At 65.1% G+C, this 12,042-nt stretch carries 15 protein-coding genes; 14 read left to right on the top strand and 1 reads right to left on the bottom strand.

The features are described 5' to 3' along the window. The 14 genes from BMW75_RS25930 to BMW75_RS25865 form a co-directional block, all read left to right on the top strand. A partial coding sequence (locus tag BMW75_RS25930) for a PD-(D/E)XK nuclease family protein (RefSeq protein WP_175493271.1) occupies positions 1-237 on the top strand: 237 nt, incomplete at its 5' end. An 11-nt stretch (positions 238-248) separates the two neighbouring features. Continuing rightward, on the top strand, positions 249-1,250 hold the full coding sequence (recT, locus tag BMW75_RS25925; protein ID WP_092582431.1) for a recombination protein RecT: 1,002 nt from the start codon (positions 249-251) through the stop codon (positions 1,248-1,250). 79 nt (positions 1,251-1,329) lie between these two features. After that, the gene (locus tag BMW75_RS25920) at positions 1,330-1,854 is read left to right on the top strand and encodes a hypothetical protein (protein WP_092582430.1); all 525 of its coding nucleotides are present in this window, start codon (positions 1,330-1,332) and stop codon (positions 1,852-1,854) included. A 37-nt stretch (positions 1,855-1,891) separates the two neighbouring features. Next, entirely contained in the window at positions 1,892-2,305 is a 414-nt protein-coding gene (locus BMW75_RS25915; RefSeq protein WP_175493270.1) for an Acb2/Tad1 domain-containing protein, read from the top strand. 82 nt (positions 2,306-2,387) lie between these two features. Continuing rightward, the gene (locus BMW75_RS25910) at positions 2,388-3,263 is read left to right on the top strand and encodes a hypothetical protein (RefSeq protein WP_092582429.1); all 876 of its coding nucleotides are present in this window, start codon (positions 2,388-2,390) and stop codon (positions 3,261-3,263) included. Positions 3,264-3,265: 2 nt separating this feature from the next. Continuing rightward, entirely contained in the window at positions 3,266-3,733 is a 468-nt protein-coding gene (locus BMW75_RS25905; protein WP_092582428.1) for a hypothetical protein, read from the top strand. A 4-nt stretch (positions 3,734-3,737) separates the two neighbouring features. Further along, positions 3,738-4,301, top strand: a complete 564-nt coding sequence (locus tag BMW75_RS25900) for a YjbH domain-containing protein (RefSeq protein WP_139208600.1) — start codon at positions 3,738-3,740, stop codon at positions 4,299-4,301. After that, positions 4,301-4,558 (top strand): hypothetical protein, encoded by a 258-nt coding sequence (locus BMW75_RS25895; RefSeq protein ID WP_092582426.1) that lies wholly within the window; start codon positions 4,301-4,303, stop codon positions 4,556-4,558. Before BMW75_RS25900 ends, BMW75_RS25895 begins: the two co-directional genes overlap by 1 nt. Positions 4,559-4,809: 251 nt before the next feature. Then, positions 4,810-5,037 (top strand): hypothetical protein, encoded by a 228-nt coding sequence (locus tag BMW75_RS25885; protein WP_092582424.1) that lies wholly within the window; start codon positions 4,810-4,812, stop codon positions 5,035-5,037. Next, complete coding sequence (locus BMW75_RS25880) at positions 5,027-6,373, top strand: DNA-methyltransferase (RefSeq protein WP_092582423.1); 1,347 nt, start codon at positions 5,027-5,029, stop codon at positions 6,371-6,373. The genes BMW75_RS25885 and BMW75_RS25880 overlap by 11 nt, the downstream gene beginning before the upstream one ends. Before the next feature lie 237 nt (positions 6,374-6,610). Continuing rightward, positions 6,611-6,847, top strand: coding sequence for a hypothetical protein (locus BMW75_RS29580; RefSeq protein ID WP_175493269.1), 237 nt, complete (start codon positions 6,611-6,613; stop codon positions 6,845-6,847). A 256-nt stretch (positions 6,848-7,103) separates the two neighbouring features. After that, positions 7,104-7,316, top strand: coding sequence for a hypothetical protein (locus tag BMW75_RS29575; RefSeq protein WP_175493268.1), 213 nt, complete (start codon positions 7,104-7,106; stop codon positions 7,314-7,316). Next, on the top strand, positions 7,317-7,553 hold the full coding sequence (locus BMW75_RS25870) for a helix-turn-helix transcriptional regulator (RefSeq protein ID WP_092582421.1): 237 nt from the start codon (positions 7,317-7,319) through the stop codon (positions 7,551-7,553). Between the two features lie 134 nt (positions 7,554-7,687). Then, complete coding sequence (locus tag BMW75_RS25865) at positions 7,688-8,353, top strand: SOS response-associated peptidase (protein WP_092582420.1); 666 nt, start codon at positions 7,688-7,690, stop codon at positions 8,351-8,353. Positions 8,354-8,362: 9 nt separating this feature from the next. On the opposite strand, the gene tssM is transcribed toward BMW75_RS25865, so the two are convergent. Next, entirely contained in the window at positions 8,363-12,028 is a 3,666-nt protein-coding gene (tssM, locus tag BMW75_RS25860; RefSeq protein WP_092582419.1) for a type VI secretion system membrane subunit TssM, read from the bottom strand. Positions 12,029-12,042 lie beyond the last annotated feature (14 nt).

Raw genomic sequence — 12,042 nt, 5'->3', positions numbered from 1 at the left:
TTCGCGCGCGCCAGCGGCTTGGACGTGCTGGCGTTCGTGTTCGTGGCGGTCGAGACGGAATGGCCCTATGCGGCCAGCGCCGTGATGCTGGACGCCGCCAGCAAGCACCAGGGCGCGCAGCAGGTCCGCCGCGACCTCACCACCTACGCCGCCTGCCTCGCCTCCAACGAATGGCCGGGACACGGCACCGGCATCCATCAAGTCTCCCTGCCCGCTTGGGCGCTCACCGACGAATAACAGGACCGATCATGTCCCAAACCACCTCCCTCGCGGATCTCAAGAAGACCTCCAAGATGGTCGCCGCCCAGGCCGGCATCGGCCAAGTCAAGGCGTTCATGGAATCGCAGAAAGCCACCCTGGCCGCCGTGCTGCCGCGCCACGTGAGCGCCGACCGCATGCTGAAGATCGCGTTGGGCGCCATGCGTACCACGCCGAAGCTGATGAATTGCACCGTGGAATCGCTGATGGGCGCCGTTGTGCAAGTTTCGCAGTTGGGCCTGGAACCGAACACGCCGCTGGGCCATGCCTACCTGATCCCCTTCGATAACCGCCAGAAGCAGATCACGGAAGTGCAGATCGTGCTGGGCTACAAGGGCCTCATTGACCTTGCGCGCCGTTCCGGCCAGATCGTGAGCATCGCCGCGCATGAAGTCTGCGCCAACGACCATTTCGAATACGCCTACGGCCTGGATGAGCGCCTGGAGCATCGTCCGGCAATGGGAGAGCGCGGCGAGATCATCGCCTTCTACGCGGTCGCCAAGCTGGTTGGCGGCGGCCACGCCTTCGAGGTCATGAGCAATCAGCAGGTGCTGGACATCCGCGATGCTTCGCAGGGCTGGAAGCAGGCCAAGCGCTACGGCAAGACCGAGAACAGCCCCTGGGGTGCGCACTACGCCGAGATGGGCCGCAAGACCGTCCTGCGCCGCCTGTTCAAGTACCTGCCTGTCAGCATCGAACTTGCCAATGCCGCCGCGCTGGACGAGCTGAACGCCCGCGGCGAATCGCAGGCGCTGGACAACGTGCTGGACGGCGACTACATCACGCCCGCGCCGAACGATGACGACGATGCACCGGCCGTCGCCGCGCCCACCTTCGACCCCGCGCCCATCCTGCAGATGATCGCCGCTGCGGCTGACCTGGACACGCTGGCGCTGGCCGGCGAAGCGTTCCGCGACGCGCCCGACGAGCATTACGACGCGCTCAAGAAAGCCTACGACAACCGCCGCGCCGAGCTGGATCCGGCCGCCTGATCTCCCCAGGGCGGCGCCTCACCAACGGAGGCATCCCCGGCGCCGCCCGCCCTATTTCCCCACCTGGAGCAACCCGAGCATGCAAACGTCCTTCCAGCTTGACCGCCAACCCGTGACCTTCACCGCTATGCGCATCCGTCCTGAATTGCAGGACGAGAACCCCTTGCCGGACATCGACCTGTTCTTCCAGGCCCGCATGGGCAACGACTCGCTGGCGCTGCTGGCGCCCGACATGCGCTCGCTGCTCTACAAGAAGGGCGACCAGCAGACCACGGACGGCTCGGAACCTGGTTTGACCGTGCTGCGCTTTCCCGAGCTGGGCCGTCAGCGCATCAAGAAGGAAATCATCGGCGCCGAGGTCACCGTGCACTACGGCGTCGGCGAGTCGAACGGCAAGACTACGGACATCGTGATCGCCGAGGCCATCGTCGATCGCTTCTTCGTGGATCCGATGGAAGGCGGCACGATCATCCTGGGCTGGCGCGTGCGCGGCAAGCCGACGGGAGAAGAAAACGGCCGCCTGACCCTGATCCTGGGCCGCGAAACCACGCTGACGGTGGTGCCGCCCGAGGAAAAGCAAGGCTCGCTGGGCCTGGACCAATAACCCCTTTCCCCAACGCAGCACCCCATAGGAGCAGTCCATGACCCGTAGCATCAACGATCACGTCGTCAACCCCGCCAATGACCTGCTGACCATCCGCGCCATTGATGAACCCGGCGCGGGCGGTGCCAACCACGCCTACCTCGTGGAAGGCTTCGACAACAGCACGAATCCTTCGGACCCGGACGACCAGGATGCCGACACTACCCTGATCCTGTTCCAGAACGGTCCCATCAACGAAGTGGGCGTGAACGGCATCACCCAGGAAGTGCTGCTGGCCATCGTTGCCGACCGCCTGCGCAGCTTCCAGGCCGGCCCGTTCTCGTGCCGTGAAAACGCGCTGGCGCTGACCAAGATTGAAGAGGCCATGCACTGGTTGCAGCAGCGCACGATCCGCCGCATGCGCGCCGGCGTGGAAGGCACGCACGCGAAGACGACCGGCGACGGCGCATAACCCCTTTCGGCCGGCGCGGCGGCGGGGCCACCTCAAGCCACCCCCACCGCTGCCGGTGCCGGCCACCTACACAGAGAACGACATGACGGAACCCCTCAAGATCCAGGCGCTGGAGAAAGTTGGCTACGTGGGCAGTTGCCAGTCCAGCCCGTCCAGCTACGCCAGCTACATGAACAGCAGTTGGAGCAAGCCGACGCCCGAGCGAGTCGCGGCCCACGCCCTGGCCAAGCTGGAAGAGGCGCGCCAGAAGGACGTCGCCGCGCATGAGTTGAACATCCCCCGGATTGAGATCAACAAGGCCATTCACGACCGCGTCACGGCCATGATGGCAGAGGTTGGCATGCCCAGCAGTTGGAGCGAGCCAGACCGAAAAAGCCGCGCGCGCTTCCCCAAGTCGATCCGTCATGACGCTGGATACCTGCAGGACCTGCGCCGCGAAGCGAAGACGGGCGACGGCTTCGAATACGCCACCGCCACCTATGAGCGCCTGAAGAAGAGCTACGAGGAATACGCCGAACAGGCCAAGCGCGAAGCCGAAGTCCAGCGCACCAAGGCTCAGCGCGAACGCGAAGCCGAGGAAGCGAAGCGCCGCGAGGACATGGAACTGGCCGCCATCCTGATCCGCTACGAGCTGGACGTCATGTCGACGTGGTCGGACGTGCTGGAAGCGCTTCGCCTGAAAGACAAATACCTGGACCTGGCCATCGCCGGCCAGCGCACGCGCGGCGACTGGAGTGAAGGCCCGTGGCAGGTCCGCAATGCCCTGGACCGTTTCACCATCGAGGGCGACACCGACAAGGACATCGTGGTCGATCTGTCGGACTGCCTGGCCGACTTCGAAGACGGGCGCGTATTCCGCGACACCACCTGGAACTACGACCGCCTCTACGGTTTGGTCAAGGACGAGCAGTTGCTGAAGGACGCGCAGCTGGCCAACGACAAATCGCGGAGCTACTGACCATGACCCACGCCCGCAAGCCCCGCCGCAACAAGCGCTACGTTCCGCGCGTCGCCCGCCTGCCCATGCTGATCAAGACCCAGCAGACCCTGGCGCCGCTGGAATCGATCATCGACCAGATCGAGCGCGACGGCACGGTCACGGTCGACGCGCGCAATGTGCCTATCTTCCACTGCGTCGCCGACGGCGAGTGGTACGCCAGCGCGCCGGCAATCGCGGGCATGGCCGACTTCTTCGATATGTGGGCAGTGCGCCACGGGCACGCCTTCAAGGCCACGGCGCTGCGCCAGCTTGCCAACCGCCTGGAAGCGGGCATGCCAATCGACGGGCCGCTGATGGCCGCCCTGAACCGCGAGATACCCAACCTTCGCCGCATCGGTGCCAGCCTGGATCAGGCCGACGCATCCGACCTGCTGCGCCAAACCCAGATAAGGGCCGAGCTTGACGCATCGGCCGCCACCGGAGCCTGAGAGCATGAACACAGAATGGAAGCCTATAGCCAGCGCGCCGAAGGATGGAACGCCGGTGCTGCTGTTTGCGCGTCACATCGACGCCGAGGCAAGTACGCGAGTTGTAGGTTCGTTTAACCAGGACTACGGCTGGATTGCGCAAAGTTATGTTGGCCAACCCTTCGCGCGCCTTATCCCGAGCCTGTGGGCCGAACTGCTGCCTTTCCCTGGCACCCCTCCCGCCAGCGCACAGGACGATGCGAATGACGACATTACGCAACGGCTGCGCGACAACGCCGACCTGGACGCCGCTGAAGATGGCAACCCCGCAGTCATCCGTCTGGAGCGCGAAGCAGCGGATGAGATTGACCGCTTGCGCCGCGCATTGGCCGACGCTCCCGCTGCTGGCGATGCGCTGGATGCGATCAATCTACCCATTGCGGCAGCCAGGATGATCCGGAGGGAATATCTTCCATCGAATCCCCGTCGCATGAGCCATGTTGCGGTGCGTGACGCCGTTGAGCAATTCCTTGGCGCACTGCAAGCCGCTGAAGCCGCGATTGCCGCCTCCCAGCAGGGAGGGGAGTGATGGACAAGAAATCACCGGCAACCGCAGCAGAGGCCGAAAAGCTTGCCGTCCGCCTTGTGGGCGAATACCTGACCGCCTGCCGCATGACCGACCGCGCGCAGATCGGAAATTACCTGATGAAGCTGTGCAGCGTCTCCGGCGTGGTGATGGCTCAGGCCGAGGGGTCGGACAGCGCCGCCCAGCGATTGGAAGGGACCGCCGAATTCATCCGAAAAACGATGCCGCTAAGCCCGGCAAAGATGGAGCCAATTCAATGAAGATTGGGAACAACGCTGCCCAGGCCCCGCAGCAGGGAGAGGCGGCATGAAATGCAGAACGCGGTATGCGGTCGGAATGATAGTAATGACCCTCTTATTCCCCTTGTGCGCCGTCTGGTCCTTTTTCGCGAATCTCTGGTGTGCGCTCAAGGAGTGCTTTAGAGATACCGCCTATGACGTCGGCCGAGATTGGGCTTCTCTCTGCCGGCTCTACCGAGCAGGAATCAAGCAGTTCTCCACCAAGGAAAGCCATGACTGAGAACAACGCCGCCCAGCCTGGCGAAAATCTGCTGGAGTACGCGATGGCGATTGCCCACGAGCGCGAGCTCGACGTGCTTGGGCATAAGCACAACAGCGATGAGGCGGTGGACAGATTCAAAGCCGCCGTTGAGCGCGCCCTGTCCCCCACCCCGGCAGTCGTCAAGCAATCCTTGACAGCTACACAGACGGGCGAGAAAGGAGAGAGCGATGCGGGTTGAGCGCATCGGTACCGCAACGCTGTACTGCGGCGACTGCATCGAAGCCATGCGCGGCATGGGAAGCGCCAGCATCGACGCGATTGTCACCGACCCGCCATACGGTATCCGATTTATGGGGCAGGCGTGGGATGGCGCCGACATTGAGCGCCGAGCCGCCGCGCGGAGGGCCGCGCAATCGCATGATCCAGTAGCCAGCGAATTGGGGGGCCATAAGTCTGTTGCGGCAGAGGCGGGCAAGTATGACTTGTCGCCGGATGCCATGCGAGCATTCCAGGAATGGACGGCGGCATGGTGCCGGGAAGCCATGCGCGTGCTCAAGCCGGGCGGGCACATGCTGGTGTTCGCATCGGCGCGCACCTATCACCGCATGGCTTGCGGGGTCGAGGAAGCCGGCTTCGAGCTGCGCGACCAGATCATGTGGCTGTACGGATCAGGCTTCCCCAAGTCGCACAACCTCGACGGCGACTGGAAGGGCTGGGGCACTGCGCTCAAGCCGGCCCACGAACCGATCTGCGTGGCGCGCAAGCCGCTGGACAGCACCGTCGCCGCCAACGTCCTGGCCTACGGCACGGGTGCGCTGAACATCGAGGCCTGCAGGATCTCGACCAACGAGGTACTGCGCGCGGGTGCCGGCGGCGTCCCATGCCGGAACGACCCGATGGTGCCGCGTGGCCGGTCCGGCGAGGCCAGCGCCGAGCGACGCTACACCGACGCAGGAGCCACCAACTTCGCGCCCACGCCTGGCCCGCGCGGCGGCGATGCTGCTGGGCGCTGGCCCGCCAACGTCATCCATGACGGCAGCGATGAAGTCAGACGCGCATTCCCGGACGCAAAGGGCCAGCAAGGTGACCTCAAGGAAACGGGCCGCCCGCGCTTGTCATCTGGCCGCTTTGGCGATATGGCTCCCCCTCACATGCATATAGCGCGGGTGGAGGCAGACACCAACGCAGCACGCTTTTTCTATTGCGCCAAGGCAAGCCGAGCAGACCGTAACGAAGGCCTGGATGCGCTGCCGGATCGCGTCGGCGGCATGACCAGCGACACCAGCGGGCAGCACATCACTCGGCGCGACGGCTGGGAACCCGAGCCGGTGAAGAACCACCACCCGACCGTCAAGCCCACAGACCTGATGCGGTACCTGTGCCGGTTGGTAACGCCGCCAGGAGGCGTAGTACTGGACCCGTTCATGGGCAGCGGCAGCACCGGGAAGGCGGCCGTTCAAGAGGGTTTTAGCTTTATCGGCTGCGAGATGCAGGCTGATTACATCGGGATCGCCCGTGCGCGCATTCAGCATGCCGCATCGCTCCACCACCAATACGAATTGGAGATTGCATGAAACCCCAGCACCCCCGCACGGACGGCGGCGGACGTGAGTGAGCCGTGCTGGTGCGCCACCTGCCGCCCCGTGTCGTTCGGGGATATGCGGATGGTGCTGTGCCCGGTGTGCGGGAACAAGCGCTGTCCTCGGGCGAGCAATCACATCTATGCCTGCACGGGGAGCAACGAGGTTGGGCAGGTTGGCAGCGCATATATCGAGCAGCCGAAGCCACAAGGCATCATTAATGGAGCAGCTATGAGTCCGGAAGAAATCGAAGCCATCGCGCAGCGTCCCACGTACTGCAAGACGGATGGCGAAGCAGTCACCCTGTCGCGTGCCGAGCGAGATGCGCTGGTGGCGATGGCGCGGCGGTATGCGTGGCTGCGCGATGCCACGGATTCACAGCGTCTTGCCGCTGAACGCTGGATGGCCTGCTACGGTCCCGATCGCTTGGACGCGGCCATCGACGCCAAAATTAAGGAGATGAAATGACTTCCGCAAACCAGAATTGGCGAATTCTCGAATCGGTGGTGGAGGGCAGAACGTTCTATGAGCCACAAGTAAAGTCGTGCTGGGGAAATTGGAAGCCTTTGCGATTCCGCCTAGAGTACGGGGAGCTTAGTCACGACACCCGGACTGAACATAAAAATGAAGCGCTATACGAACTGCGTCACGAGGGATACATCACCGAAGCAGAGCTACGGACCCTGGAAAACCCACCTATCCCTCGGCATCGCTTGGAAGGTCTATGAAAAATTTTCTCGCATTCCTATTTTCGAACAACCGCAAAAAGGGCGCGCAGCCCGACGCCATGCAGGCCTGGATCAAGTGCAATTCCTGCGGACAGCAGGAAGTGAAAACGCAGCCGCTAAGAATAGGGAGTTGCCCCAAATGCGGGGGAAGCGTATGCGTAGAAATGGGCTTGCGCAAGCCGGACTGGTTCGAAGATAAGGGGAAATAAATGACAGAACGCGACCTCATCGACACCAACAAGATCGCCGAACTGATGGGCGGCATGAACCCGGCCCACGTGCGCAACCGAGTTTGCAAGCGAGCCGACTTTCCCCGACCGTTTAGAATAGGCGGCAAGAAGCTCTACGACCGGGCAGAAGTTCTGGAATTTATTGAGGCGAGCCGGCAAGCACCCGATGGGCGCCGCCCGCCAACTTTACGCCAGACGCCCTCGCAACCCGCATGAAACCGTGGTTTGTGGTGTCCGGTCTCGGGCACCACCCCTCCTCACCCTCCCCCCGCTGGACAACCGACGCGCCGCCGCGGCAAGCTTGGACGTCAAGGAGGCGCCCCTCGCCTCCCGCCGTCCGGGAGCCGTGCATGTGTTCGCACTATCAGACGCTTAAGGATGCCGAGTTGCTGCTGAAGAAATTCGGCGCGCGCCGCAGGCCCGCCGCCATCGGCAAGTACGACATGTGGCCCAGATACGAAGGCGTGTTCCTGCGCCGCCCGCCCGAACACGACGCCGGCGACGACGCCGTACCCGAGCGCGAAGCCGTCGCTGGCCGCTGGGGTCTGATCAGCGCCATGACCCGGCCGGACGGCCTGGACCGCGCCGGCAAGCTGTCCACCTTCAACGCCCGCGCCGAAACGGCCGCCGCCTCGTACACCTTCGGCAACGCCTGGCGCCGCGCGCAGCATTGCGTCATTCCGGCCGATGCGATCTTCGAACCGGACTGGCGGTCCGGCAAGGCCGTCCCCACCCGCTTCACCCGCGCCAACGGCGAGCCGCTGGGCATCGCGGGCCTGTGGGACCGGTACCGCGATGCCGCCGGACAATGGCGCGAGAGCTACACCATGCTGACCATCAACGCGGACAACGATCCGCTGTTCAGCCAGTACCACCAGGCGGGCAAGGAAAAGCGCATGGTCGTCATCCTGCCCGAGGGCGCCTGGAGCGACTGGATGACGGCCACGGCGCAACAGAGCCGCGAGTTTCTGGTCCCGTTCCCGGCGGACAAGCTGATGGCCACGCCGATGCCGTGAACCCGACCGTCAGCGTCGAGGCGCGCCCTTGCCCGCCGCCACCCTGGCGTCCGCCTTCGCATTGCCCGGCCATTCGGCCAGCAGCGTGCGCGGCAGCGCGAAGCCATCGAACAACGGCTGCGTGAACGGATTGTTGGCCTTCTCCGCCGACACCCGGTAGCGCATCGCGCCATCGCTGGCCGCGAAACTCAGGTCCACGCTGGTGGCCGTGGCGCTGTCCAGGCGGGCCTGGCTGAGCAGGCGGAACATGGACCAGGCCCCCCGGTACACCAGGCTGCTGCTCGTGCCGCCGCCCACCAGGGTGATGCGGCTTTCGGTGTTGGCGCCCAGGCTGTTGGGCCAGATCAGTCCGACGCTGTTGGCCGCGCCGTGGCTGTAGGAGATCAATTGGCCTTCCACGCTCAGCACGCTGCTGCGCCGCGTGGGCGCCAGTCCCAGGGGCTCGACGCTGAACTGCACGCCCAACGCGCCGCGGCTGTTGAAGAACGCGTCGCGGATGCGGTCGGCGGCCTCCAGTTGCTTCAGTACATCCATGCGCACCAGATACCCGCCGCGACGCTCGGAATACAGCGCCTCCAGATTGTCTTCAAGGAACAGCTTCAGATATTGGTCCTTGAACTGCGCCAGCCGCCCCTGCGGACCGAACATGACCGTAAAGTCTTCCAGCGAGGCATCGACCCGGCTGGCGGGGTTGAACGGATAGCGGTTGGCGAGCCGTTCGTCGTAGTAGCGGTAGACCTCGGTGTTCCAGCGGCGCTCCAGCTCTTTCAGCGCCTCGATCACGAGGACCTGCGACGACTCGTCGGCCAGCTTCTTCACCTGCCGGTTGAGCGGTTCGGGCATGCCGGCGGCGATGCGCTGCAGGTTCCCGATCGGGTCCGTGCCTTTCAGCGCAAAGCGGTCGAGCACCACGCTCAATGCGGCCTTGCCCGGATCGGGACTGTCCTGCACGCTCTTGACCACGTCATGGACGCGGGCGACGGCCGCCATGCTTTCGTCCAGATACGAAGGCTTGTTCTCCGTGGCGACCAGCACATCGGTCAACGGCGCAAAAGGACGCGCGATGGCGGCCACCTGCTGGGCCTTCGCGACGCCCGCGGGCGTCGGCGCGGGGCCATCCCCCTTGGCCGACGCAACGCGCACGTCCAGGGGCTGCAGGCTGGTGTTGTCGCGCACCGTCTCCACCAGCCGGCGCAATGGCGCGGCCGGACTGGTGACGCTGCCCAGCACGCTGACCGCCTGCGCAATATCGTCGAAGTCGGCAACCTCCAGCCGGTTCAGGCTGCGCTGCCAGGTGTCGACGTAGTCGCGGTTGTAGATGGCACGCACCCGGACCGCCAGCGCCTGCTTGTCGGCCTCGGAATAATCGATGCGGTCGCGCTCGCCCAGCGTCCATTGGTCGATCAGGGCCAGATCGGTGAAATCCTGGCTGCGCGGCTCGAAGTAGGTCCGATAACCCCGCGCCGTGAGCAAGGCATCGATGCGCGTATCGCGTTCGGCATGGCCTGCGCCCCCGTACACGATGTCGAAGGCCGGACCGACTTCGTTGCGCAGGTCCAGCGGCGCCTGCAGCGCCTTGCCGGCCTGCTCGCGCATGCTCATGTACACGCGCTGCGGCATCGGCACCTGCCGCAGGCGCCGCTGGATCTCTTCCACCCGCTCGCGGTACATGGGCAGGTCGGCGCGCGCGTACTTCATGGCATAGGAAAGATGACGCATCAGACCGCCCTGCACCGCGCCGTCGCCCGGAAACGCCGCCTGCCATTGGCGGCTCATCCAGTCCTGCACGATGGGCGCGCGGCGGTTGTCGATGTCTTCGATCATCCGGTAGACGCGCAGCGCGGCCAGTTGCTCGTCGCTATCCGCGGGCGCCGCGTTCACGGCCTGCATCACGCCGCCAGCCAGTTCGGGCAGGAAGCGCCGGGACAGCAACTGCAGATAGGCCTCGTCCACCTTCGGGCCGATCTTGCGGCCCTGGTACAGCCCCAGGTCCGCCACGACCGGCCAGGCGTCGCGGTAATCCCCGAATACCGCGACCGCGCTGCTGATCTGGTCCAGCGGCGCCAGCAGATTGCGGCCGGTCGGATCGGAACGGCCGTCGATCTGGAAGGCGCTGAAGTCCCGGCTTCGTTCGAGCACGCGCGTGGCCATGTCGCGATTGATGCCGTAGTAGCGGTACCAGCCGCCGATCAGCACCAGGCTGCCCAGCGCCGCCACGGCGAACCCCACCCGCAGGACGCGCCGCTTGTCGGCCAGCACCTTCAGGTTGTCGCCCGCCAGGCCGGCCTCGGGATAAATGATGCGCTGGAACACGCGCTGGGCGAAATAGACGACCGCCCGCCCGGCGGGCTGCGTGTCGGCCAGCGGCTCGCTCAGGCCATACGACTGCGACGCGGCGTTGATGAAGGCGTTGCAGAGCAATCCCTGCTGATAGACCGAGGAGAAGTACACGCCGCGCGGCAGCGCCGGCGTGATGTAGCGGTCGCTGCCCAGGACGTCGGCCAGAAAGCCCAGCAGCACGGGACGCATGCCGGCCAACTGGCCCACCAGCGAGAACAGCGCCTCCCGCGTTTCCAGCGCGTTCGCGTCGCTCAGGGCGTCGAACACCCGCTCGTTCAGCCGGGCGATGAAGCCGTCGTAGCGGCTGGCCAGCTCCGCCAGCCAGGCGTCGTAGTTCTTCACCGAATCCAGGGTGAACGTAAAGCCGAAGATCTCTTCGCGCACCGAGCGCGGCAGCCGCGCGAAGAACGGCTCAAATCCGGCCAGCAGGTCGAACTTGCTGAGCACCACGTAAAGCGGCGGGCGCGTGCCCAAATGCCGGCTCAGTTCGCTCAGGCGCGTGCGCAGCAGGATGGCAAGCGCCTTGCGGTCGCTGGCCTTCTGGTTCAGCAGCGTCACCAGGTCCACCATCAGCACCACGCCATTGAGGGGCCGCCGGCTGCGGTTGCGGCCCAGCCAGTCGATCAGCCCTTCCCACAGGCGCCCGTGCAGGCCGGCGGGCAAGGCTTTTCCGGATGGCGCGGGCGGCGCAGCCGGTGCGTCCTCCGATGCCGCGGCAGGCTCGGCGGCGGCGGGCTCGGTCTGGCTGATCAGCTCGCCGGGCGGATCGATCAGCACGGCCTCGTCGCCCATCCACCAGTCGATGCTGTAGGCGAGGTCCGGATCCACGAACACGCGCCTGCTGCCCGCCTTGATCTCTCCGGTCAGCGAAAAACTCTGGCTCGACCGGTTGATGAAGCTGGTCTTGCCCGAGTTCTGCTGGCCCAGGACCAGATACCACGGCAGTTCGTACAGGGCGTTGCGGCTCTTCAGGTTCGCGCGCAGCGCCGCCAGGCTCGAATCGAGCGCGCGTTCCTGCGCCTGCACGTACCGCAGGGCCGGGTCCTCCTTGCGCTGCGCCGCCTGTTCGCGCTCCGCCTCCAGCCGCCGGTTGCGGCGACGCAAGGCAAACAGCCACATGAGCAGCGGCGCCATCAGCACCCCCACCGTCGCGAGCAGGCGCGCCTGCATGTCAGCCAGCGGCCGGCTCGCGTTCCAGTTCAGCTCGGGGCCCAGCCACCAAATGCCGATCAACAGGAACAGAACGCCCAACAGCAGCAGCACCGGCATTGCGCTCTTGAACTGGCGCAGCACGGGCAAGCCAAAGCGCTTGAGATAAGCCCAGATCCTAGACATCGTGTTTCCTTTAA

Origin of the sequence: Achromobacter sp. NFACC18-2 (assembly GCF_900108985.1) — a bacterium.
Lineage (GTDB): Bacteria > Pseudomonadota > Gammaproteobacteria > Burkholderiales > Burkholderiaceae_B > Achromobacter.
This window is presented reverse-complemented; position numbering and strand designations above follow the sequence as displayed.